Origin of the sequence: Ornithinibacillus jepli (assembly GCF_047228935.1) — a bacterium.
GTDB lineage: Bacteria > Bacillota > Bacilli > Bacillales > Amphibacillaceae > Ornithinibacillus.
Window position 1 is genome coordinate 191,107 of sequence record NZ_JBFEGG010000004.1, and the last position, 24,000, is coordinate 215,106.

Genomic DNA, 24,000 nt, shown 5'->3' on the forward strand with positions numbered 1-24,000 from the left:
GGTAGAACCATGTATGTGTCTAATAAGGTAAAGGATTTGCCACCATATCTTTTTTCTAAGTTTCAGAAAAGAAAAGAAGAGTTGATGGCACAAGGTGTGGATGTTATTGATCTTGGAATAGGAGCACCAGATTTACCAACACCGAAGTTTATTATTGATAAGCTTTGCGAGGAAGTACAAAGTCCGTCTAATCACCGGTACTCACCCTATGATGGAAGTAGAGAATTCCGAGAAGCAGTCGCATACTTTTATAAAAACCATTACGGGGTAGAGTTGGATCCAGACACCGAAGTTTTAGCATTAATAGGATCCAAAGAAGGAATCGCAAATCTAATTCATGCAACGATTAACCCTGGTGACAAAGTACTGATACCTGACCCGGGTTATCCAGTATACCAAACAGCAGTGCATTTAGCTGGTGGAAATAGTACATATTTTCCATTAGATGCAGAGAATAACTACGTGCCGATGTTTGATCATGTTTCGGAAGAGGATAAACAGGAAGCAAAGCTAATGTTTTTAAACTACCCTGGTAATCCAACAGCAGCAACGGTTGAATTAGACACATTTATGGAAACGATTACATTTGGTAAGAACAATAACATTGCGATTATTCACGATGCCGCTTATGATCTGGTGACATTTGATGGATATAAGTCTCCAAGCGTTCTTCAAGTACCACACGCAAAAGAAGTAGCCGTCGAGTTTGGCTCATTATCCAAGAGTTTTAACATGACTGGTTGGCGGATTGGTTATGTAGTAGGAAATAAGGAATTAATCAAAGCACTTCATACGTACAAAAGTAATATAGATACTAGTCAATTTTTAGCTATTCAAAAAGCAGCTGCTCATGCATTAACGAGTGATTTGGCGGATGTGAGAAAGCATAGTGACATATTTAAAAAAAGAATGGAACGAATGTATCAAGGGTTAACAGAGGCAGGATTTAAAGTTGAAAAACCTAGAGGATCTATTTTTATTTGGCCAAAAATTCCTCCGGGGCTTACTTCAGCAGAGTTTGCTGAAAGGTTATTGGAGGAAGCAGGAATTATTGTTACGCCGGGTACTGCTTTTGGACCCTCAGGAGAAGGGTATATCAGAATATCGTTATCCGTACAACTGGAGCGTATCGATGAAGTTATTAAAAGAATAAAGGAATTTACTAGTAAGGATGTGATTTCCTCGTGAACATCCAAGTGAAAACAAAGATGACCGCAGCACAAGCCATTGTAGAGTGCATAAAGAGAGAAGGGATCGAGAAAGTATTTTGTGTCCCTGGTGAAAGCTATTTACCACTTCTTGATGCATTATATGATGAACCGTCCATTGACCTTGTATCCGGGAGACATGAAGGTGGAGCCGCTTTTATGGCGGAAGGGTATGCAAAGGCATCCCGAAAACCTGGAGTCGTCTTAGCAACACGTGGTGTTGGCGCTGCTAACTTATCCATTGGAGTCCATACTGCTTATCAAGATTCTACACCAATGGTTGTATTTCTCGGTCAGGTTCATAGTAAGTTCCGTGGCAGGGAAGGATTTCAAGAAGTAGATTTAGAACAATTTCTGAAACCGATAACGAAATGGGCAGTGGAGGTTAAAGATCCAGAAAGAATGCCAGAATTAGTCGGTCGAGCATTTCGTATTGCACAGTCAGGTAGGCCTGGTCCGGTAGTAGTCTCTCTGCCAGAAGATGTATTACCTGCCGAAGCAGAGATGTATTTTGGCCCGAAAATTTCCATACCAAAGCCATCACCAGCGAAGGAAGAAATTGAGACAATTGAATTGTTCCTGCAACAAGCAGAGAAACCACTCATAATTGCCGGTGGTGGAGTAAAGCTTTCCCAGGCAGAGGATGATTTAGTGGGCTTTGCAGAACGCTTTCAAATTCCAGTTATAGCAGCTTTCCGACGCCATGATGTTTTTCCAAATAACCATTTCCTATATGCAGGGCATTTAGGGTTAGGAACTCCGAAAAAAATTATTGAAACAGTAAAAGCTTCTGATGTAGTCATAGCATTTGGAACGAGGCTTTCAGAAGTAACAACACAGGATTATTCCCTGTTGTCTACTAGCCAAAAGCTGGTTCATGTTGATATTGAGCATGAGGTGATTGGGAAGGTATATCCACCAGATTTAGCAATTATTGCCGATATGAAAAAGGCGTTGGAGTCATTTAATGCTATAAAAGCTACTAGTTCTTGGGGTGTATGGGCTCATGAATGTAATCAACGATATCGAGAGGTTAGTAGTTTAGAGGTTTCAGAGTCTGATGTTATCAACAAGCATATTATCAATGCAATGGTAGACTTGCTACCTTCTGATGCAATCATTACGAATGACGCAGGAAATTTTGCTGGTTGGTTACATGGCTTCTATCCATTTACAAAGAAAAATACTTATATTGGTCCGACCTCGGGAGCAATGGGATATGGTTTACCAGCTGCAATTGGTGCAAAACTTGCTTCACCAGATAAGACAGTTGTTTCACTTTCTGGTGATGGTGGGTTTATGATGACTTTTCAGGAGCTAGAGACAGCAGTACGAGAAAATATACCAATAATTGCTCTTGTATTTAATAACAATAGCTACGGCACTATCCGAATGCACCAGGAGATCCATTATCCGCATCGAGTAATTGGTACTGATTTAGGAGAAGTATCATTTGCTGCTTTAGCGGGTGCAGTAGGTGCTTTAAGTTTTACGGTATTAACTATAGATGAATTTAAGAACGCATTTAACCAAGCATTGCGAAGTGGTTTACCTACCATCATTGAAATTATTACCGATGTAGAGCAAATTTCAGTTACATCAACCATTTCATCGATTAGGGAAAAGTCCCTTAAATAAACACTATATTCGAGGAGGTATTTAAAATGATAGAAGTAAAAACGAAAAAACTAGCAAACTTTATTAATGGAGAATGGATAGAGGTTGAAAAGACAACACCAGTAATCAACCCAGCAACTGGTGAAGCTATTCTTGATGTACCGCTATCCGATGCAGCTAGTGTTGATGCCGCAGTTAAAGCTGCAAAGGCTGCACAAAAAGAATGGGCATTAGTTCCTGCACCACAACGTGCGGAAGTATTATATCGAGTTGGGTATCTATTAAAAGAAAGAAAAGAAGAATTGTCTCAATTATTAACAATGGAAAACGGAAAAGTGATTGAAGAAGCTAGAGGAGAGGTTCAAGAAGGTATTGATATGGCTTTCTATATGGCGGGAGAAGGAAGGCGCTTATTCGGTCAAACCACTCCAGCAGAGCTTAAAGATAAGTTTGCGATGAGTGTTCGTGCACCAATCGGCGTTGTGGGCATTATTACCCCGTGGAATTTCCCAATTGCTATTGCAACGTGGAAGTCATTCCCTGCAATTGTAGCAGGGAATGCGGTCGTATGGAAACCAGCTACGGAGACACCGATTATGGCCTACGAATTAGCAAAAGTATTTGAAGAAGCGGGTCTTCCAAAAGGAGTTATAAATGTAGTATTCGGAAGTGGTTCACAAGTTGGTGATGCAATGGTTCATCATAATGATATCCGTGTTATTTCCTTTACTGGTTCAAATGATGTTGGACGTAACATTGCTGGGGAATGTGGTCGTCAGTTGAAAAAGGTGTCATTAGAAATGGGTGGTAAAAACGCTGTAATCGTCATGGATGATGCAGATCTTGATTTAGCCGTGGAAGGAATCCTATGGAGTGCTTTTGGAACAAGTGGACAACGTTGTACAGCTTGTAGCCGTGTAATTGTTCATGAAGATGCGAAGCAGGCTTTGGAGGAAAGACTGTTAGTAGCTATGGAAACTCTGACAATTGGTAACGGATTAGATGAATCTATCAAAGTTGGCCCAATTATTAATAAGGGTGGAATAGAAAAGATTAAGAAGTATATTGAGATTGGCAAAGAAGAAGGAGCAAAACTTCTTGCAGGTGGCTATGAATTAACAGATAGTGATTACGCAAAAGGTAACTTCTTTGCACCGACATTATTTACCGATGCAAAAGCTACCATGCGTATTGCTCAAGAAGAAATCTTTGGTCCAGTAGTATCGCTAATTCCAGTAAAGAGTTTTGAAGAGGCAATTGATGTAAATAATAGCGTTGTGTTTGGACTATCAAGCTCCATCTTCACAAGAGACGTAAACCGTGTCTTTAAAGCACAACGTGATCTAGATACCGGTATCGTTTACGTTAACGCCGGAACAACTGGCGCCGAAATCCACCTCCCATTCGGAGGAACAAAAGGTACAGGAAACGGCCACAGAGACTCCGGGGTCCAAGCCTTAGACGTCTTCACCGAATGGAAATCCGTCTACGTAGACTACAGCGGCAAACTCCAGAGAGCACAAATAGACGTGGAGTAAAAAATTAGTTGATTTTGATTGAGTGGTGTTCTTTTAATAACGAGAGTGTGTGCTAAGAGTTTGCACTGAGCGGGCGGAATACACGGAGACTCCTGTGGGAGGATAGGCTTCGGTGAGACCCCGCAAGAGCTTTAGCTCTGAGGAGGCTCACCAGCCGCCCACGGAAAGCGAAGTGTATTCCGCCCGCGGATTAGGTAAGGAAGTTAAGAACAATAGACATAATATTTTGAAGGAGTGATCACATGAAAGTAGGAGTATTAGGTTCAGGACTAATGGGAAAAGAAGCAGCACGCGATCTAGCAGCAAGCAAACAAGTAACAGCAATCGGACTTGCAGACATCGAACTATCACGCGCACAAACAGTAGTAACCCAACTAAACTCACCAAAACTAACAGCCCACCAAGTAGACGCATCCAATGAAAAAGAACTAGCAGCATTCATGCGCCAATATGACGTTATTATCAATGCCCTTTTCTACTCATTTAATGAAATCGTAGCTAAAACAGCAATTCAAGTCGGAGTTAACTCCGTTGACCTAGGAGGACATATCGGGCACATAACAGATAAAGTACTTGAACTGCATGAAGATGCCGAAATAGCAAACGTAACCATCATTCCAGACTTAGGGGTTGCCCCGGGAATGATTAATATTCTTTCCGGATATGGAGCAAGTAAACTGGATGAAGTAAAATCAATTCGATTATTCGTTGGTGGAATCCCAGTAAGACCAGAACCACCGTTAGAGTATTTCCATGTTTTTTCTATGGAAGGATTAATGGATCATTATACGGATCCATCCTTAATCATACGTAATGGTGTAAAACAAGAGATCCCTTCTTTATCTGAAGTGGAGCGTATTCACTTTGATAAATTTGGTCCGTTAGAAGCTTTTCATACTTCAGGCGGCACATCCACACTTCCAATCTCTTATCCAAATGTAGATAGATTAGAGTATAAAACGATTCGCTATCCAGGTCATGCGGAGAAGTTTAAGTTATTAGTAGATTTAAATCTAACTCGTAACGATTATGAGATTGAATTACATGGTCAAAAAATCAATCCTAGAGAAGTATTATTAAAGGTATTAGACCCAATTGTAGAACTTGGAGATAGAGATGACGCAGTATTACTTCGTGTTGTTGTGTCTGGATTGAAGGATGGAGAGCCGACTACGTATCAATATGAAATGGCCACATTTAAAGATAGAGAACATAATGTAACAGCGATGGCAAGAGCAACTGCTAATACCATCTCAGTTGTTGCTCAATTAATAGGAAATGGAGTAATCACGAAAAAAGGAGTATATCCTCCTGAGCAAAGTGTTCCAGGTGATATTTATATCGAAGAAATGGCAAAACGAGATGTTCATATAAAAGAAACCGTAATAAAAGAAGATTCCAAGATTAGAAGTTAAATGTTATCCCTCTGTCTAGGCAGAGGGGTCTTTTCTAATTTTCAATAAGGGGAATGGTGATGAATCAAAGTGTAAAGAAAGCACTAAACCTATTAAACTTATTTGATGAAAAAAACTATGAATTAACGTTAAAAGAAATTGCAGACCGAGCAAATATGCCCAAACCGACCGCCTATCGCTTATTGTCTGCATTAGAATCGATGAAATATGTTTATAAATTAAAAGATAGTGAACATGATAGTCGTTACCGGTTGGGTCTAAAGCTGTTAGAGCTTGGACAACTAGTTTCCGATCAATTAGAAGTTAGAAGGATTGCTTTTCCTTATATGGAGATGCTAGCACGTGATATACAGGAAGCTGTTCACCTAGTAATAGTGAACCATCAAGAGGCTACCTATATAGAAAAAGTGGAAAGTCATAAAGCAATCCGTTTATATACTAGGATTGGAAAAAACTCACCACTTTATATTGGATCTGGACCAAAGCTACTTTTGGCATATTTACCAGAACAGGAACAAGAGACCATTTTAAACGAAGCTGATAACAGGATCAATCGAGGAAATTTTAAAGAAGAGTTAAGACGAATTCGTTTAGAAGGTTATTCCTATAGTATTGGCGAGCAAGATGAAAATACAACAGGCATTTCATACCCGATATTTGATTATCGGAGCCGTGTTATTGCAGCTTTAACGGTGAGTGGCTTATCCACTTATTTTGAAGGTGAAAACTTAACCCGAATTAAAGTGAAAACCGAAGAAACAGCCGCGAAAATTTCTAGAAAACTAGGATTTCGTGGTCACATCCAAGGAGTTGTTGATTGAAAATGAATACGGTGTTTATCGCTGGGCATGCGAGATTACCATCGGGGATGGCAGCGCAGAATATGTTTGAAACGTTAACGATTACAGCAGAGATGGATCAGAAATATGGTGTCATTGTTGCGGCTAGCTGTACATTGGCAACGGAGCATGGCCGTGATTTTGTTCAACATTTATTAAGAGGTTATAGTTTACAAGATGGAATAGAAGAGCCGATTAAGACAGTTAAAAGTCATTACATGGGGAAAGCGGGAAATGCAATTGTTTCGGCATTAAAGGATTTGCATAAGCAATATGAATTGTATCTAGAAAAGCGAAAAAGTGCTTCACTATAATCCGTAAACGAAATCGAACGTATAGTTAATCTATACGTTTCTTTTATTTTTACCAGAAATTTTAATAAATCTATTAAAAGGTTCAGAATCTTTGATAGAATATAAGTAAATTAGACAAAAATCTTAGAACAGAGGGAACAAATATGACTTATTCATGGGAAACGGTTAACGATGAAATTAAAGATCTTGTTATTCTTTTGCAAAAAGAAATAAAAGAAATGATGGAAGGAAACATGATCGGGTTTTACCTTCATGGCTCATTAGCTATGGGTTGCTTTAACCCAAATCGGAGTGATATTGATCTGCTTGTGGTTACAGAAGACTCTTTATCTGTAGATACAAAGCGTAATTTAGCTAAACTTTTATTAAAGGAATCCAATTCCCCATACCCAGTTGAAATAAGTATTTTACATATAGATTCATTAAAAAACTGGCAACATCCTTGTCCGTTTGAATTTCATTATAGTGAGTTTTGGCGTACGCGCTATGAAGAAGATTTGGTCGGAACAACTAAGTACCTGAACGAAGATATTCCAGCAGATGCAGATTTAACTGCCCATATAACGATTCTTCACGAGCGAGGTATTTGTTTAGAAGGAGAACAAATTGAAGAGGTATTTCCTCAAGTATCAGAGCTTGATTATATCGATGCAATTATGGATGACTTCCAAGGATGTATAGAAAATATAAGTGGTGACCCGATATATAGTTGTTTGAACATGATTCGAGTATATTGGTATTTAAAAGAAGGAGTAATCTCTTCGAAGCTAGAAGCGGGTGAATGGGGATTGGTAAGCCTACCAGAGAAGTTACAAGCAACAGTACGTAAAGCTATAGATGGTTATATAAATGAGGGAAATTCGAGCAATTTTACTATGGATGAACTTCAGCAGTTAAGAGATTATGTAAAAGAACAGGTAAACAAGTTAGTAAATAAGGAGATATAAAATGAACTCCACACCTACAGTTGAATTAAATATAGATATTAGGATACTAAATCAATGCGTCAAGAAGGAATTAAATTTGGAGGTATTAACTATTGTAGAATGGCGAGTTAATTCTCTACTTACCAATTATTAAAGATTTTATAAAGAAAACAATGGGGGATTCAATATGTGGACAACAAGATTAGTAGAAACAAACAGAGGGGTATTTGAGTTATTTGAAAAATGATATGGAGCACCACTCGCGGTAACCCATCATTATAGTGCTTACAATGAAAATGGTAATACATTTGCCAATCCATTTACAGAGCATTATCATGTATATCTGATTAACTTAAGAGGTGCAGGAAACTCTTCTCCTGCAAAGGATGATAGTGAATATAGTATGGATACTGCTGTTCTAGATTTAGAGGCAATTCGGGAAGCTTTAGGTTTTGTAAAATGGGGATTTGCAGGGCATTCTACTGGTGGTATGCTTGCATTAAAATATGCTATAGCTAGACCAGATTCATTATCAAAAATAATTGCAGGTGGGGCAGCAGCAAGTTATGAGTATGGTGCAGATCCTGATTCAATATATTGTAGTAAGAATCCGAATTTCAATAGAATTGTAGAAATCATGAATTTGTTAGAGAATCCTTCAACCCCAATCGAAACGAGAAGAAAAATAGGTTATGAGTGGTCACTAATGTCTTATCATTCAGAAGAAAAGTTTCAGGAATCGATGAAGAAGCCAAACAGTGGTAAGACTGTAGGGACAAGACTAGACTATTTTAGAAAAGTCGAATATCCAACTTATGATATAAGGGAAGAGATACAATATATCAATATTCCAAGTTATATTTATACGGGAAGACATGATTCCCAGTGCCCAGCAAAGTTTGGAATTGAAATTGCTGAGCTTATTCCAAATGCCTCGTTGACGATTTTTGAAGAAAGTAATCATAATCCATTTTCAGAGGAAGAGGAGAAGTTTGCGGAGTTTGTTGAAAGTACTATATTAACTTCTGTCGAGATATATTTTGCTTTGTATGGCACGGAAGAGAATGATTATGATTTTGATTTAGATTATGTGACAGAAAGACTTGGAATTATTCCTACTGAAACAGAAAAACAAGGAGAATATTATAAAAAGATTAGACAATATTCATTTACAAAATGGAAATATAGTACAGGTAGAATTGAAACTCTAGACTTTGAAGGGTTAGTAGATTTAATCGTCCAGACATTTCAAGACAAAGTGCAAATTATAAACGAACTTAAAGATGAATTAGGTGTTAGACCATATATTGGGATGGTTCCTTATGTTTGTAGTGGATTGTCTCCAGGATATTCTCTTACTATTGAACAAATGCAATTTATGATTGATATTGGAGTCGGAATGGACCTAGATCAATATGTTGATCCATTTACTGAAAATGATGAATACTAACGCTCGTAACGGAGCGTTTTTTATTTTTTTGTAACTTTTTCATTTTTCATCCGTTGATTCATTGAAAAGCAAATCATAGATTGAGAGGATTTGAGGTCATGGACCTACAAAGTAGAAAAGAACAAATTAATGATTGGTACCACGCTTATAGTAATGATGTATACAACTATATTTATTTTTTGATAGGTAACCATGAACAAGCGAAGGATATCTTACAGGAAACATACCTACGCGCATACAACCATTACGACTCCTTTAAGGGCGAAAATATCAGGGGGTGGCTTTTTCGAATTGCGAGGAATTTAACGATAGATGATATCAGAAAGAAAAAGCCTATCTCTTATTTTTTAGATTCCATTCCTATACTAAAGTCGTCTGAACTAAGTCCTGAGCAAATAGCTCTCCTAAATGAATCAGAACAGGAACTATACATAGCACTAAGTAAACTGAAACTCGCTTATCGTGATGTAATAGTTTTAAGGAAAATTAAAGAGCTATCCATTAGTGAAACTGCAAGTGTTCTAGGCTGTTCTGAGAATAAAGTGAAGGTGAATTTGTTTAGGGGAATGAAAGCTCTTCGTAAAGAATTAGAAAAGGAGAATTTTGGCCATGAAACAATATGATGACTTGAATCAAGGGTTGAAATCGTTGGATCAAAAATTTATGTTACCAGAAGAAGAACAATCAAAACTATTATCGGAGATTAATAAGAAAATGAATGCACCAGTAAAAAAACGTAAATCTCTCCAATGGAAGTACCACCTTGCATCAGCGGTTTCGATACTTCTTATAGGATTGATTGCTTTACCACTTATGAATAGTGATTTTAACTTAGTTGGAGGAAATCATGAAGAGACACATGGTTCTAAGGTTAATACTCCAGGTACAATTGATGAGAAAAAAGAGGAAATTACCTTAAATATAGTGAATCAAACTAGCTTGGATATCTATTTTATGAAAATAAAAATTATTAAAGACGGGATGATAAAGCATACACAAGGAGGAACTGTTGCCGACGACTCACCGATTGAAGCAGGAGATCACTTAGATTTTATTTTTTACCCAAATGAACTGGGGAAAGGAACATATGAAATTGAAATAGATTTTACCAATGAACCAACCAATAACAGTAGTCAACCTCCTGAACATTCATCTAGTAGAGTTTTATTAGAGGTTAGTGATCAAAAGGATTACACCCTTGAATTAAGGGGGAATTCTACCGACTTAACATACTTAATTAATCCTTCCATTAAGAGTAGTAATGATCCGTTAGGAAGTTTAGATGATGTGAAGGAGCAACTAATATTAGACCTATCGAAAAATGAAGTAGAGGCTTTATTTGGCGAAAATTACCATAAGGTAAAATCTGCTTTTGACGAAGCTGAAATTTGGCGATATGACTTTGGGGCAATAGGTGGTTATATATATAATGAAGGTTATGATCATGCGGATATTGAAGGGATGCAAAGGGGGATTATCCAAGCCCAACTATTTGTGGAATGGAATACAAATAATAATGTGGAAGCATATACCGTATTATTTTTAAATAGTGATGAGAGGACTATCTATTTTTATGAGCTGATGCCTGATGGAACGGAAAGAGAGAGAGTTGCTTGTGGTTTTGATGAAGAGTATGGCTGGAATTGTCCAGGATAATTAAAAAAATCGGTACCAGCATGAGCTAATACCGATTTTTCATTAATCTATTGCTATTGAAATTAACTTTTCTTCTAAAAATTCAGCCATACCATGATGCCCGCCCTCTTTACCATTACCAGATTGCTTGATTCCACCAAACGGTGCTTCAGGTACAGAAGGGAAGACGTCGTTTACCCCGATCATTCCATAATCAAGTTTTTCTGCAACGCGTAACGTACGACCAGTATTTTCCGTGAAAATATAAGCGGCTAAACCGTAGTCGGTATCATTTGCTTTTTTAATAACCTCTGCTTCGTCTGTAAACGTCTGAATTGGGAAGAGTGGTCCAAAGGTTTCTTCACGCATTACCTTCATATCATCGGTTGCGTTTTTCACAATGGTTGGTGGACAGAAATAACCTTTTAGGTCCCCGTCCCATTTATTTCCACCAGAGACGATTTCCGCCCCCTTCTCTAGGGCATCGTTTAGATGACTTTCTACCTTTTTACGAGCAGCTTCACTAATTAAAGGTCCTAAATCAACCCCTTCATCCAATCCATATCCAACCTTCATTTTCTCAAGCTTTTCCTTTAATAATGCAGTAAATTCATCTGCAATCGATTCATGCACATATAGACGGTTTGCGCAAATACAGGTTTGCCCATTATTACGGAATTTACTTGCTAATGATAGAGTGGTAGCTTTTTCAAGATCTGCATCCTCAAAAGCAATAATTGGTGCATGGCCACCAAGCTCAAGGGACACCTTTTTCACTTGATCTGCTGCTTCACGCATTAAGTATTTTCCGACTGCAGTTGAACCAGTAAAGGTGATGAGTTTCACGTCTTGATTGGTTAGCATTTCTTTACCAATAGCTTGTGCGTCTCCAGTTACTAGATTTACAACTCCAGCAGGCATTCCAGCTTCCTCAAATATCTTCACTATTTCAATTGCAGAAAGTGGAGTCTCAGGTGATGGCTTCAATACTACCGTGCATCCTGCAGCAAGTGCTGGACCTAATTTACGAGTAATCATCGACGATGGAAAGTTCCATGGTGTAATCGCTCCAACCACTCCAATTGGCTTAGGAATCACTAACATACGCTTCGTTTTAACCGATGAAGGAATCCATTCCCCATACCCTCGAGAAGCTTCCTCCGCATACCAAAGTAAAAATCCTGCGGCACCTTTAACTTCACCAATCGCTTCAGGAAGTGGCTTACCTTGTTCTTTTGTTAAAATTTCACCAAGTCGCTTAGCGTCTTTCCGCATTAGTTCAGCAGCTTTGTATAAAACTCGAGAACGCTGTCTACCGGTCATTTCGCTCCAAAGAGGAAATGCATTTGATGCAGCCACAATTGCTTCCTTTGTTTCTTCCTGACCACCATAAGCTACTTCCGTTATTGGCTCTAATGTTGCTGGATCATATACAGTTTGTGTTTTCGATGAATCAACATCACGCCACTCACCATTAATGTAAATGCTTTTTGTTAAGGTTGAAATCATGTCAATCCTCCTCAATATATTTTATTGGGTTGTTATAAAATTATTAAATACTACTTCAAAAATGGTCTATGCCCAGTACATAAGGTCACATGTGAACTTGAATTGGGTAGATGCTCTTCACCTAAGGTCACATGTAAACTTGAATTGGGTAGATGCTCTTCACAAAAGGTCGCATGTAAACTTAAATTGGGTAGATGCTCCTCACCTAAGGGCTCATGTACAATCAAAAAGGGTCCATGCCCCCACCTTAAGGTTACATGTGAACTCGAATTGGGTAGATGCTCCTCACCTAAAGTCACATGTAAACTCGAATTGGGTAGATGCTCCTCACCTTAGGTCACATGTAAACTCCAAAAGGTTAGATGCTCCTCACAAAAGGTCACATGTAAACCCAACTCCTGCTTATGCTAACAAACATCGATATAAATTAAGCATAACGCACCTACAATATCCTATCAAATTGTAGGTGCTAATCTTAAGAGTTTATTAAACTAGTTCCTTATCAGGATTCCAAGCAGGGAGCATTTTATTTAGTGGCTTATCTTTTCGGTATCCAAGTACATACTCAGCCTGCATGATCGTATGAATTTCTCGAGTTCCTTCGTAAATAACAGGAGCTTTAGAATTGCGTAAATAGCGTTCAACTGGATATTCATCTGAATAACCATATGCTCCATGAATTTGCATGGCATCATCCGCAGCACGATTAGCAAAGTCACAGGCTTGCCATTTTGCTAATGACGTTTCTCTTGTATTACGTTTTCCTTCATTTTTAAGCTCACCAGCACGATATACAAGTAGGCGACTCATTTGAAGTCCTGCTTCCATTTTGGCAATCATTTGCTGAACTAACTGGTGACGGCCAATTGACTTGCCGAACGTCTCGCGCTCATGGCAATATTTCACGCAAGCCTCAAGACATGCCATAATTTGACCAACAGCCCCAGCGGCAACTGTAAAGCGGCCATTATCCAATGCAGACATCGCAATCTTAAATCCTTCTCCTTCTTCACCTAGTAAATTCTCAGCAGGCACTTTTACATTATCGAAAAACAGTTCACCTGTGTTTCCAGAGCGAATCCCGTGTTTTCCTTTAATAGCTTTTGAGGAAAATCCGTCCCATGTTCTTTCTACAATAAAGGCGGAGATACCATGATGTTTTTTCGATTTATCGGTATAGGCAAAGACGAGAAAATGATCCGCGACGTCACATAGAGAAATCCAAGTTTTTTGCCCATTCAAAATATAATAGTCGCCATCTTTAACAGCGGTAGATTGAAGGGAGGCAACATCAGAACCTGCACCTGGCTCAGTTAAGCCAAAAGCACCTATTTTTTCTCCTTTTGCTTGTGGGGTAAGGTATTTTTGTTTTTGTTCTTCCGTACCCCATTGTAATAGGGTCATAGAGTTTAATCCTGTATGAACCGATACTGCTGTACGAAATGCAGTGTCTCCGCGCTCTAGCTCTTCACATACAATTGCAAGAGCGTTATAATCCATGCCACTTCCACCATATTCTTCCGGGATACAAACCCCCATAAGGCCGAGGTCTGCTAAACGATTATAAATGTTTTGATCAAATTTTCCTTCGCGATCCCATTCAGCAATATATGGCATTATTTCCTTGTCTACGAAACTTCTAACGGTCTCACGCAGCATATTCTGTTCTTCAGTAAAATTAAAGTTCATTTTTCATCACTCCTGATTTATATTAGTTTTTTTAATAGATTGTAATATTTCATCATTATGTTCACCGGCATCTGGTGGGTGGTACCTTAACGTGACAGGTGTTCTCGATAGTTTTAATGGACTTCCTATCATTTTTATGATGCCAGCTGTCGGATGTTCAGTTTCTAAAAACATATTTCGCGCATGTAGCTGTGGATCATCTGTTACTTCTTGTATATTTTGAATAGGGCCACATGGGATATTGTTTTCATGACATTGGTCCAACCAATAACTAGTTGGTTTTGTAATTAAAACCTCCTGGATTAATGGAACGAGAATATCTCGATGCTTCACACGAGCTGGGTTAGTTTTAAAACGCTCATCATCACTATATTGATCTTTTCTTATAATAGTACAAAAAGCTTTGAACTGATTGTCGTTCCCAATCGCAATAATCATTTCCCCATCCATCGTTTGAAAGGTTTGATATGGAACGATATTGGCATGGTGGTTACCAAGTCGGGATGGTATTTTGCCAGACATTAAGTAATTACTTCCAATATTAATCAAGGCACTAACAGCAGAATCGTAAAGAGAGAGGTCTAATTTTTGTCCTTTTCCTGATTGCTCCCTTTCGATAATTGCCGCCTGTATACCGATTGCTGCATAAAGACCAGTTAATATATCGGTAATGGCAACGCCTACCTTTTGTGGACCAGATACCTCATCACCAGTTATGCTCATTAGGCCGCTCATACCTTGAATGATAAAATCATATCCAGGTAAGTCTTTATATGGACCTGTTTCACCAAATCCCGTAATAGAACAGTAAATAATCTTTGGATTAATTTTAGTGAGGTTGTCGTAATCAATTCCAAATCGTTCCATCGTGCCTGTTTTGAAGTTATGAATCACTACATCAGATTCTTTTACTAATTCTTTAATGGTATGAATGCCATCCTCGGACTTTAAATTTACTGTGATACTCTTCTTGTTTCGGTTAGCACACAAGTAATAGGCACTTACATCATTTTGGAAAGGCGGACCCCATTTTCTCGTTTCGTCACTTCCACCAGGTGCTTCAATTTTTATGACCTCTGCACCAAGATCTCCGAGAATCATTGTGCAATAAGGTCCAGCTAGAACCCGGGTTAAATCAAGAACTCTTATATGTTTTAAAGCTCCTGACACGGCGACACTCCTTTCTTCATTTCATGAAAAAAAGCCAATTCAAAATGAACACAGTCTTCGCTGTACACAAATTGAACTGGCTTTTCGCTTGTTGGAACAATTCAGGGTATGAAATGTGAACAAGCTAGGCAGTAAGGTGGAAATTTATTAATCTTTTTTAGAAAGGTCATGTGGAATAACGGTGTAAGCGCTTTAACATGACTCTTGACTATAGTTTAATTTATTCTGAAAAATTTGTAAATAGGTATTGTATAAATTTCATAAGTTTATTATGATTTGGGGGAGTAGAAGTTGTAGAAGGTCCGGTGTGAGTATCGAACATCAACAAAAAAACGGGAGCATCCACTCCCGTTACCAACTACTTCATAGCTTTTTCAAGCTTAGATATCATTTTAATCGCTTTACCAGTACCAATCGCCACTGATTCTAATGGATTTGGTGCAAGGTGAACAGGCACAGATAGTTCATGTGCTAGCCATTCTTGCATACCTTTTAGTAGGGCTCCTCCACCGGTAATTACTATACCGTGATCAACAATGTCACCACTTAATTCTGGTGGGCAGTTTTCTAGTGTAACACGGATTGCTTGTAAAATTTGTTCTAATGATTCTTTAATCGCTTCATACACTTCTTTTGAAGAGATAGAAACTGTCTTTGGTAATCCTGTTACCATATCACGACCACGAACGTCCATAAACTCTTCTTTATGATTGCTATGAGCATAGGCGATTTCAATTTTAACGTTTTCCGCGGTACGTTCACCGATTAGTATATTATATTTCTTGCGGATGTATTGGATGATTTCATCGTCCATTTTATCTCCACCAACACGAACAGAGCTTGACGACACGACTCCACCAAGTGAAATAATACCAATTTCAGCAGTACCTCCACCAATATCAACAATAACGTTTGCAATTGGTTCATCCACCGGTAAATCAGCTCCTATAGCAGCAGCTACAGGTTCTTCAATTAAATGAACTTGTTTTGCACCGTAACTTGTTACTGCATTATGAATAGCTCTTCTTTCTACAGTGGTACTGCCAGATGGTGTACAAACCACAACATTTGGTTTACGCATAGACGTACCTAACTGTTTACTAACCTTCTTTAAGAAAGCTTTCAGCATTTGAGCAGTAATATCATAATCAGCAATAACACCATCTTTAAGAGGACGAATTGGCACAATATTTCTTGGCGTTTTACCAATCATTTCCTTCGCCTCTGCGCCAACAGCTACAACTTGCTTCGAATTAATATCAATTGCAACAACTGATGGTTCATTTAAAATAATGCCTTTATTTTTGGCATAGATAAGTATATTAGCAGTTCCTAAATCAATTCCGATTTCTGCATTCGAAAACATAATAAGTTCCTCCATTGGTGACAAATAGTATAACAATATAGTCTTCTGTTTCGACAAAAAATTTATGGGTGTTAAACAGACATACTTTTATTATCTACAATCTATATAACATTATTAGCAATAAATGGTTAAAAGTCCAATAATGCAAAATTAAAAGCGTTACTATATAAAAATAAGATAAAACAGAGGGAATTACAAGTTTCAATTCCTTTACATTTTTGACTAAATGTAATAAAACTGGAAATTCCCATAACGGTAAAACGTGAGATAATGGTATAGAGAAACGTCGAATTCTTAAAAGGATTGTAGAAATAAAGGAGGTGGCAACATGAAAACGAAGCAAATACATAGAGCATTACTTATCCTCATGATTATATTTCTTATTATACCAGGTCTTGTTGCTGCAGATAGTAAAGAATTTTTCCGTTATTATTATAAAAATGGAACTTTTTATAAATATACATACTCTTCATTATATGAGTATTTTCATATAGGGTCTGAATCAAAGGAAGGAAGTTTAGCAAATATCGATTGGAAAGAGTTAGATAATCGAGTTCTTGCACTAAAGGTAGAAAAAGAACAGAACGTAGTTGAGGAAAAGGAGTCCGAGAAACTAAAGCTTCAGCAAGAAATGCCTAAAGCGAACGAGGAATCAAAACCAGTCAAACCTTCTCAACATACCCAACAAAAACCGAAAGAGCAAGCTCCTCCAAAAGTAGTAATTAATCAAGCTGAATTTGAACAAGAGGTTATTAGGCTGACTAATAAGGAACGTGAAAAACATGGACTAGTACCATTGAAGTTAGCTGAAAAATTAGCTCAAGTGGCACGGGGAAAATCGCTTGATATGGCTAAAAATAAATATTTTTCCCATGATAGTCCAACGTATGGGTCACCTTTTGATATGATGGAGAACTTTGGAATTACCTATTACTCTGCAGGAGAAAACATTGCAAAAGGTCAAACTTCACCTCAAGAAGTAGTTCAAGCATGGATGGATAGTGAAGGCCATAGAGAAAATATTCTCCAACCTGATTTTACCCACATTGGAGTGGGGTTTGAAGAAAAAGGGTATCATTGGACACAGCAATTTATTAAAGCACTGGATACATCAGTAAATGCGTCTGCGTTTGAAGAGCAGGTAGTAGAATTAACGAATCAGGAGCGTAGTAATCATGGTTTAGCACCATTAACCTTAGATCCTATGCTTAGAGAAGTTGCCCGTGAGAAATCAATCGATATGGCAAAAAACAATTATTTTGACCATACTAGTCCAACATATGGATCCCCTTTTGATATGATGGATAAATTCGGTGTCACTTATCAGACAGCGGGGGAAAATATTGCTAGGGGACAATTTACTCCAGAGGAAGTAGTGCAAGCTTGGATGAATAGTGAAGGACATCGGGCAAATATATTAAATCCTGATTATACTCATATTGGGGTAGGATTTGTAAGGGACAAAATTATATGGACACAACAATTTATTGGTAAAAAATAGCGGACAGTTTTAACTGTCCGCTATTTTAGGTAGTATATTCAGAATGTACTCTTTTCATTTTACTCTGTTATTTCCCTTATCACTCTTGCAGGATTTCCACCAACAAGTACATTATCTGGCACATCCTTCGTCACAACTGAACCAGAAGCAATCACAACATTATTACCGATAGTTACTCCTGGGTTTATAACTGAACTACCACCTATCCACACATTATCTCCGATTCTAACCGGTTTTCCAAATTCAGCACCTGAAATCCTCTCTTTCGCATTTAAAGGATGTGTAGCGGTATAAATATGTACACCTGGTGCGATAAAACAATTGTCCCCAATTTTAATTTCACATACATCTAGAAACACACAATTAAAATTAGCGTAAAAATTTTCTCCTACATGAATGTTATAACCATAATCACATCGGAATGTCGGTTCAATAAATATATTTTTTCCAATTGAACCAAATAATTCTTCTAAAATCGTTTTACGTTTTTGATTATCTGTCTCAATTGTCTCGTTATATAGTCTTGTTAGCCTTCTAGCTTCTATTCTCTCATTTACTAATTCTGTATCACCAGCAAGATAAAGCTCGCCAAGTAGCATCTTTTCTTTCTCGGTTTTCAATTTAAATACTCCTTTATATTAGATTTTCTTTTACTAGAATACACTTTTTAATCCATTGCATCTAACATTACTGTTAATATTGTTTGAACATGGAACGTTTCACAGTATAATAATATTGGATAATGGGGGGAGCATAAATATGTTATTTACGATATGGATATATACCTATGCAGCTATTTTAGTTATAGGTAGTCTCTTTAGCTTACAAAAAGCCAAAAAGTTATATGAGAAGCCTAGTACGAAAGAAATAAGAGAAGAAATATTTGAAACACCAAAAACCGTTTCACAAAAGGTAATAAAAGCCACAGGTACCGAGGTAATGGTTACTGGCCAAGAGAAAATACCCGAAGGTGCCGTATTATATGTAGCAAATCATCAAGGTTTGTTTGATATTTTAGCTTTTTTAGGGCATCTAGAAAAACCTATAGGCTTTATTGCAAAAAAGGAAATTAATAAGCTACCTATTATTAGAACATGGATGGGGCTATTAAATTGTGTCTTTATCGATCGTGATGACAGACGGCAATCAATGAAGGCAATTAATCAAGGGATTGAAAACTTACAAAAGGGTCATTCACTAGTCATCTTTCCGGAGGGTACAAGAAGTAAAGGAAGTAACCTTAATGAATTTAAACCAGGGAGTTTGCGTCTTGCAACGAAGGCGAAGGTGCCAATTGTACCAGTAACAATTAATGGGACATATAAGATGCTTGAGGAGCGTAATGGTCGTGTACAAGGGTCTAAGGTTACAATGACAATTCATGATCCAGTTTTTCCCGAAGCGTATGAAGCTTTAAAAAGTGCTGAACTTGCAAAAGAACTGCAAGAAATAGTTGAAAGTGCATTACCAAATTCAACTGTTGAAGAATCAAAAGTAGCTATTACCACTTCATAATTATCTTAGACAGTTAGGCGTGTTAGCCTGCTGTTTTTTTATTTTAAAAATCTCTATAACCCAAGCAATAACGTTGCATACTAGAGATAGTTATAAATTAATTTGCATATTATTTGAGGTGAAATCGGTGGTCCAAGGTACAGTCAATTGGAATATTAAGCTAGATAAGGAATGGTTACAGGAATATGTAGATGATTGGGTAGCGTTCTACCGTAAAGCTACAAAGGAAGGAAACGTGGCATCTTATATTCCAATATTAGCTAAAGCAAATCCAAATCATTTAGGTATCGCGATACATGGGAAAAATGGACTGAAGATTTGTTCTGGGGATATTGATATACCATTTACGATACAAAGTATTTCCAAAGTGATTAGTTTTATGGTTGCATGCATGAAAAATGGGGTTAGTTATGTATTAGACAGGGTGGACGTTGAGCCGACTGGAGAAGCATTTAATTCTATAATGCATTTAGAAATGAAAAGCCTCAATAAACCTTTTAACCCTTTTGTTAATGCAGGTGCATTAACGGTAACATCCATGCTAAATGGAGCAACATCAAGTGATAAACTAGCTCCATTATTCAATTTACTTGAAAGAATGATTGGCTATCGTCCTAGTGTCAATCAAGAAGTATTTAAATCTGAAGATGAGACTTCTGCACGTAATCGAGCAATTGGTTATTATTTATTGGAAACAGGATTTTTGGAGTCTGACCTAGAAGTAACATTAGAGACGTATTTTAAACAATGCTCAATTGAAATAACAGTGGATGATTTAGCACGAATTGGATTAATTTTAGCAAATGATGGCCAAGATCCTAATAATGAAGAAGAAATTATCCCAAGGCAGATTGCTCGAATTACGAAAGCATTAATGCTAACTTGCGGCATGTATGATGCATCAGGAAAATTTGCTACCTATGTCGGGATTCCAGCTAAAAGTGGTGTATCAGGTGGTATTGTGGCAGTAGCGCCTCCTAGAGTTAGAAATGCACCTTTTCCTTTTATAGAAGGCTGTGGTATCGGGGTTTATGGTCCTGCTTTAGAAGATAGAGGAAACAGTATTGCAGGGATGAAACTCTTAAAACATATTGCATCACAATGGGATTTGAGTATTTTTTAGATAAGTTAAAAAAGGGGGAGTTGTCATGTGTGGGAGATATACTTTACTAGCAGATGAACTAGAAATATTGGAAGAATTTGATCTAGAACGGGGGATTGAAGGATACCAACCTAGCTACAATATCGCACCAGGGCAGAACGTTCTTGCTATTATCCATGATGGAAAGGAAAAACGTGCAGGATACCTGCGTTGGGGACTTGTACCATTTTGGGCAAAGGATGAAAAAATCGGTTATAAAATGATTAACGCTAGAAGTGAATCTGCACATGAAAAGCCTAGTTTTAAACAGTTGATGGCTCGAAAACGATGTCTTATTATAGCTGACAGTTTTTACGAATGGAAAAAGACAGAAGATGGGAAACAACCAAAGAGAATCCATTTAACAGACCGTAAACTATTTGCTTTTGCAGGATTATGGGATAAATGGACACATCAGGATAAAAATTTATTTACTTGTACGATTTTGACACGTGAAGCCAATCCTTTTATGAAAGACATTCACGACCGTATGCCGATTATTCTACCGAAAGATAAGGAAAATGAATGGATTGCTCCGGAATTTTTAGAACCTGTAGATGCTCGAGAGTTTCTTTTCCATTTAGAACCAGAAACATTTGCTGCTTATAATGTTTCTAGTTATGTAAATACCGCAAAAAACAATGATGAGAGTTGCATAGCACCATTGGCAGAATAGAAGTGGTTGACTTTAAACTTCAAGCCTATATAAAAAGTCCTTAAACCAACGGTCTAAGGACTTAAGTATATCTAAACTCTTTTAGCTTTCCGATGTTCCTTCATCAAATTAACAAACTCATTTGCTTTCTCCTTCGGTGCCTTAGATACCAAGCTAACACCAACAAATAGTACACTAGACACGATTAGTCCCCAAATACCAGATCCAAGTCCAAGTGGTTTTGTGCCAGTAACTTCAAGGGAAAGGACAAATATTGCAGAAACGATAACGCTGACGATAACGCCAACTGCTGTTCCTTTTTTCCAGAAAAAAGTTCCTACCGTTGCTGGAACTCCGACGATTAATCCAGATGAAGCTGCTACAGATAATACAGCAATTAAATCTAACTCTAGTTCTGCGAAAGCATAAGCTAGTACGGCAATTACCGGAATTACAATTTTTCCTATCTTCAATTGCTTGGAATCATCTGGCCGGCTCTTCATGTTTCCATATACATCTCGAGCAAACATCGATGATAGTGTAAGCATAATTGAATCGATAGTTGAAACCGCAGCTGCTAAAATACCAACCATGACAATTACTCCTAAGAGAGGAGGAACAGCGTCAGAAGAAAGTAAGCTCGGTGTTGCTAAGTCTGCAGTTTCTAAATTTGGGAATAGTTGTAATGCAGAAAATCCCCACATAACGGATACAAACGTATAAATTAGACCGAATACTAGAAAACCGATTAACATTTGTCGCAACCCTTTAAAGGAGTTTGGCATAAACAAACGTTGGCTTACCTGTGGGTTTGAAATACTAAAGAAAAACCACGGTATAGTCAGCCCTAAGAATGTTAGAATACTGAAGTAACCATTTCCTGGTACAGTTAGCATTTCTGGCTGTGTTGTTTGTATGTTCTCGAAAAACTGACCAAACCCTCCAAGTGAATTAACGATTAAGATAACAACAATCGTGGATGTTATAATCATAAAAATAGCTTGAAGGGAGTCCGTCCAAACAACAGACCGAATACCGGCTGCGTAAGAAAAGAATAATGCTAGTACAATGGCAATGATGACTCCAGTTGAAAAAGAGATCGCTCCTCCAGTCATCCCTTGTAATAAATATCCAACACCAGCTAATTGAACAGCACTATAAGGGATAAGGAATAAACAACTCATTAGTGCAATAACCATTGCGGCTGTTTTGCTTTGATAACGATCCCCAATCATTTCAGAAGGTGTAACATAACCATTTTTCTTACCAGCTAGCCAAAATCTAGGACCGAAGATTAAGATTAACGAAACACCGATAAAATATATAATTTCAAAACCAAGTGCACCAACGCCACCTTGATAGGTAAGCCCAGCTAAACCTACCATCATAAATGCACTATAGGTAGTTGCACTATAACTTAAAGCAGATAAAATCCCATTCATTTTTCGATTACCGATAAAGTAACCTGACATTCCAGGTAAATTCCCTTTTCGGGACAGTAATGCAATAATAGATGCGATAATTGTATAAATGACAATTCCCCAAATGACATAACTAGTATTCAAAACTATTCACTCCAATCCCTTGTAAGCATGATGTTTGCAATAATGATGACAATCCCTGTAATACCCCAAAACAAGAAGCTTCCCGTCCATGATTGAACATCAGACAAAACCGTATACGGAATAATGTAAGCTAGAAGTATCGTTAAAATGATGATAATTCCCCAAAAACGTTTCATTTTTAGTCTCCTTCAATTAATAATTTACTAGATTCAACAAATACTTTACATGTGTCTTTACACATATATTTACATATAGAGGAGGAAAAATCAATACAAAATTTATTAAGCTGCTATAAGTGTGTCAAGTCAAAACGTAATGTATAATAAAAGGAAATGTGTAACGTTAGTGTGCATGATAAGGTGAAAAATATGCGGAGGGTGTTGAATGAGGGGAGAAACGAACAAAATACTCGGAGAAGAAAGAAGACAATTAATCTTATCTTGGTTAAAGGGAGAACGTGAACCGATTACTGGTAAGGAATTGTCTGAACGTACTAAAGTCAGCCGTCAAGTAATAGTCCAAGATATTTCTTTACTTAAAGCGACCGGTGAACCGATTATGGCGACAGCAAGAGGGTATGTATATTTGCGAGAAAATAATGATAACGAACTAGCAACTCGTGTAATTGTTGTAAAACATACTGCAGATCAAACTGCAACCGAGTTGTATACATTAGTTGATCATGGGGTTACTGTAAGAAATGTAATGGTTGAACATCCAATCTATGGTGATATAACTGGTTCATTAATGATAAAAACTCGAAAAGAAGCTGATTCATTTCTTGGAGAATTAAAAGATACAGGGGCATCGCTTCTCTCGAAACTAACAGAAGGTGTCCATTTACATACGATTGCGGCGGAAAAGGAAGACCAATTGGATGAAGCGTGTGAGTCTTTAAGGGAGCTAGGGATTTTATTAGAGGATTAAGACAAAAGGACAATTCCCTA

At 37.6% G+C, this 24,000-nt stretch carries 21 protein-coding genes and 3 pseudogenes; 17 read left to right on the forward strand and 7 right to left on the reverse strand.

Features of this window, described 5'->3' with window-relative positions; genetic code table 11:
• Positions 1 to 9: 9 nt before the first annotated feature.
• From AB1K81_RS15365 to AB1K81_RS15415, 11 genes and pseudogenes are all read left to right on the forward strand, one after another.
• Positions 10 to 1,188 carry an LL-diaminopimelate aminotransferase gene (locus tag AB1K81_RS15365; protein ID WP_412977554.1) on the forward strand — a complete coding sequence of 393 codons (1,179 nt, stop codon included), beginning with the start codon at positions 10 to 12 and terminating at the stop codon, positions 1,186 to 1,188.
• Positions 1,189 to 1,208: 20 nt separating this feature from the next.
• Complete coding sequence (locus AB1K81_RS15370; protein WP_412977626.1) at positions 1,209 to 2,846, forward strand: thiamine pyrophosphate-binding protein; 1,638 nt, start codon at positions 1,209 to 1,211, stop codon at positions 2,844 to 2,846.
• Positions 2,847 to 2,872: 26 nt separating this feature from the next.
• On the forward strand, positions 2,873 to 4,363 hold the full coding sequence (locus tag AB1K81_RS15375; protein ID WP_412977555.1) for an aldehyde dehydrogenase family protein: 1,491 nt from the start codon (positions 2,873 to 2,875) through the stop codon (positions 4,361 to 4,363).
• 242 nt (positions 4,364 to 4,605) lie between these two features.
• Positions 4,606 to 5,778, forward strand: coding sequence for a saccharopine dehydrogenase family protein (locus AB1K81_RS15380; protein ID WP_412977556.1), 1,173 nt, complete (start codon positions 4,606 to 4,608; stop codon positions 5,776 to 5,778).
• A gap of 59 nt (positions 5,779 to 5,837) precedes the next feature.
• A complete protein-coding gene (locus AB1K81_RS15385) occupies positions 5,838 to 6,599 on the forward strand; it encodes an IclR family transcriptional regulator (RefSeq protein WP_412977557.1) in 762 nt (253 codons plus the stop codon).
• A 2-nt stretch (positions 6,600 to 6,601) separates the two neighbouring features.
• Entirely contained in the window at positions 6,602 to 6,931 is a 330-nt protein-coding gene (locus AB1K81_RS15390; protein ID WP_412977627.1) for a DUF3870 domain-containing protein, read from the forward strand.
• A gap of 143 nt (positions 6,932 to 7,074) precedes the next feature.
• Positions 7,075 to 7,878, forward strand: coding sequence for an aminoglycoside adenylyltransferase domain-containing protein (locus AB1K81_RS15395; RefSeq protein WP_412977558.1), 804 nt, complete (start codon positions 7,075 to 7,077; stop codon positions 7,876 to 7,878).
• Positions 7,879 to 8,044: 166 nt separating this feature from the next.
• Positions 8,045 to 8,875, forward strand: a pseudogene (locus AB1K81_RS15400) (alpha/beta fold hydrolase); the annotation flags it as partial.
• A gap of 15 nt (positions 8,876 to 8,890) precedes the next feature.
• Complete coding sequence (locus AB1K81_RS15405) at positions 8,891 to 9,307, forward strand: DUF4279 domain-containing protein (RefSeq protein ID WP_489685625.1); 417 nt, start codon at positions 8,891 to 8,893, stop codon at positions 9,305 to 9,307.
• 98 nt (positions 9,308 to 9,405) lie between these two features.
• Complete coding sequence (locus AB1K81_RS15410) at positions 9,406 to 9,930, forward strand: RNA polymerase sigma factor (protein ID WP_412977559.1); 525 nt, start codon at positions 9,406 to 9,408, stop codon at positions 9,928 to 9,930.
• Positions 9,917 to 10,963, forward strand: coding sequence for a hypothetical protein (locus AB1K81_RS15415; RefSeq protein WP_412977560.1), 1,047 nt, complete (start codon positions 9,917 to 9,919; stop codon positions 10,961 to 10,963). Before AB1K81_RS15410 ends, AB1K81_RS15415 begins: the two co-directional genes overlap by 14 nt.
• Positions 10,964 to 11,005: 42 nt before the next feature.
• Here the strand turns inward: AB1K81_RS15415 and AB1K81_RS15420 are convergent, their stop codons facing one another.
• From AB1K81_RS15420 to mreBH, 4 genes are all read right to left on the reverse strand, one after another.
• Complete coding sequence (locus AB1K81_RS15420) at positions 11,006 to 12,451, reverse strand: NAD-dependent succinate-semialdehyde dehydrogenase (protein ID WP_412977561.1); 1,446 nt, start codon at positions 12,449 to 12,451, stop codon at positions 11,006 to 11,008.
• Between the two features lie 486 nt (positions 12,452 to 12,937).
• Positions 12,938 to 14,140, reverse strand: a complete 1,203-nt coding sequence (locus AB1K81_RS15425; protein ID WP_412977562.1) for an acyl-CoA dehydrogenase family protein — start codon at positions 14,138 to 14,140, stop codon at positions 12,938 to 12,940.
• Positions 14,141 to 14,146: 6 nt separating this feature from the next.
• Positions 14,147 to 15,310 carry a CaiB/BaiF CoA transferase family protein gene (locus AB1K81_RS15430; protein WP_412977563.1) on the reverse strand — a complete coding sequence of 388 codons (1,164 nt, stop codon included), beginning with the start codon at positions 15,308 to 15,310 and terminating at the stop codon, positions 14,147 to 14,149.
• A gap of 358 nt (positions 15,311 to 15,668) precedes the next feature.
• Positions 15,669 to 16,676 (reverse strand): rod-share determining protein MreBH, encoded by a 1,008-nt coding sequence (gene mreBH, locus AB1K81_RS15435; RefSeq protein WP_412977564.1) that lies wholly within the window; start codon positions 16,674 to 16,676, stop codon positions 15,669 to 15,671.
• Positions 16,677 to 17,307: 631 nt separating this feature from the next.
• Between mreBH and AB1K81_RS15440 the strand changes: the two are divergent.
• Both AB1K81_RS15440 and AB1K81_RS15445 read left to right on the forward strand, forming a co-directional pair.
• Positions 17,308 to 17,763: pseudogene (locus AB1K81_RS15440) on the forward strand (CAP domain-containing protein); the annotation flags it as partial.
• A 9-nt stretch (positions 17,764 to 17,772) separates the two neighbouring features.
• A pseudogene (locus tag AB1K81_RS15445) lies at positions 17,773 to 18,177 on the forward strand (CAP domain-containing protein); the annotation flags it as partial.
• Between the two features lie 59 nt (positions 18,178 to 18,236).
• On the opposite strand, the gene AB1K81_RS15450 reads toward AB1K81_RS15445, so the two are convergent.
• Complete coding sequence (locus tag AB1K81_RS15450) at positions 18,237 to 18,797, reverse strand: sugar O-acetyltransferase (RefSeq protein WP_412977565.1); 561 nt, start codon at positions 18,795 to 18,797, stop codon at positions 18,237 to 18,239.
• Positions 18,798 to 18,936: 139 nt separating this feature from the next.
• On the opposite strand from AB1K81_RS15450, the gene AB1K81_RS15455 reads away from it, so the two are divergent.
• The 3 genes from AB1K81_RS15455 to AB1K81_RS15465 all read left to right on the forward strand — a co-directional run bounded on the left by AB1K81_RS15455 (position 18,937) and on the right by AB1K81_RS15465 (position 21,509).
• Positions 18,937 to 19,692 (forward strand): lysophospholipid acyltransferase family protein, encoded by a 756-nt coding sequence (locus AB1K81_RS15455; RefSeq protein WP_412977566.1) that lies wholly within the window; start codon positions 18,937 to 18,939, stop codon positions 19,690 to 19,692.
• A gap of 127 nt (positions 19,693 to 19,819) precedes the next feature.
• Complete coding sequence (locus AB1K81_RS15460) at positions 19,820 to 20,815, forward strand: glutaminase (protein WP_412977567.1); 996 nt, start codon at positions 19,820 to 19,822, stop codon at positions 20,813 to 20,815.
• Between the two features lie 25 nt (positions 20,816 to 20,840).
• A complete protein-coding gene (locus tag AB1K81_RS15465) occupies positions 20,841 to 21,509 on the forward strand; it encodes an SOS response-associated peptidase (protein WP_412977568.1) in 669 nt (222 codons plus the stop codon).
• A gap of 71 nt (positions 21,510 to 21,580) precedes the next feature.
• On the opposite strand, the gene AB1K81_RS15470 is transcribed toward AB1K81_RS15465, so the two are convergent.
• Complete coding sequence (locus AB1K81_RS15470) at positions 21,581 to 23,053, reverse strand: sodium:solute symporter family protein (RefSeq protein WP_412977569.1); 1,473 nt, start codon at positions 23,051 to 23,053, stop codon at positions 21,581 to 21,583.
• Between the two features lie 2 nt (positions 23,054 to 23,055).
• Positions 23,056 to 23,229 carry a hypothetical protein gene (locus tag AB1K81_RS15475; RefSeq protein ID WP_412977570.1) on the reverse strand — a complete coding sequence of 58 codons (174 nt, stop codon included), beginning with the start codon at positions 23,227 to 23,229 and terminating at the stop codon, positions 23,056 to 23,058.
• Positions 23,230 to 23,437: 208 nt separating this feature from the next.
• Here AB1K81_RS15475 and AB1K81_RS15480 point away from each other — a divergent pair, with 208 nt between their 5' ends.
• Positions 23,438 to 23,980: a transcription repressor NadR gene (locus AB1K81_RS15480; protein WP_412977571.1), complete on the forward strand. Its 543-nt coding sequence runs from the start codon at positions 23,438 to 23,440 to the stop codon at positions 23,978 to 23,980.
• Positions 23,981 to 24,000: the final 20 nt, after the last annotated feature.